The organism is Pseudoalteromonas sp. MMG013, from assembly GCF_018100885.1.
Classification (GTDB): Bacteria; Pseudomonadota; Gammaproteobacteria; order Enterobacterales; family Alteromonadaceae; genus Pseudoalteromonas; species Pseudoalteromonas aurantia.
Window position 1 is genome coordinate 1 of sequence record NZ_JAGJEE010000136.1, and the last position, 344, is coordinate 344.

Consider the following 344-nt stretch of genomic DNA (forward strand, 5'->3'; position numbering starts at 1 on the left):
TGATTGCGAGTATAGCTCAGTTGGTAGAGCGCGACCTTGCCAAGGTCGAGGTCACGAGTTCGAGCCTCGTTACTCGCTCCAATCAAATTAGGGAATAAAAGTTTAAAGTTTGCGAAAGTATCATTTAGCTTAATTTAAGTTAAATACGCATAATAATGCGAGTGTAGCTCAGCTGGTAGAGCGCGACCTTGCCAAGGTCGAGGTCACGAGTTCGAGCCTCGTTACTCGCTCCAAACTTTTACAAAAATGGCGGAATGGCAGAGTGGCTATGCAGCGGATTGCAAATCCGTCTACCTCGGTTCAACTCCGGGTTCCGCCTCCATTATTAGTAGTACTCCACTTGT

The 344-nt window shown here is 46.8% G+C and carries 3 tRNA genes; all 3 read left to right on the plus strand.

Annotation, left to right across the window (positions count from 1 at the left end):
* Positions 1 to 5: 5 nt before the first annotated feature.
* Positions 6 to 81: transfer RNA gene (locus tag J8L98_RS24685), tRNA-Gly, on the plus strand.
* Positions 82 to 157: 76 nt separating this feature from the next.
* Positions 158 to 233 (plus strand) — tRNA-Gly (locus tag J8L98_RS24690).
* 15 nt (positions 234 to 248) lie between these two features.
* Positions 249 to 322 (plus strand) — tRNA-Cys (locus J8L98_RS24695).
* Positions 323 to 344: the final 22 nt, after the last annotated feature.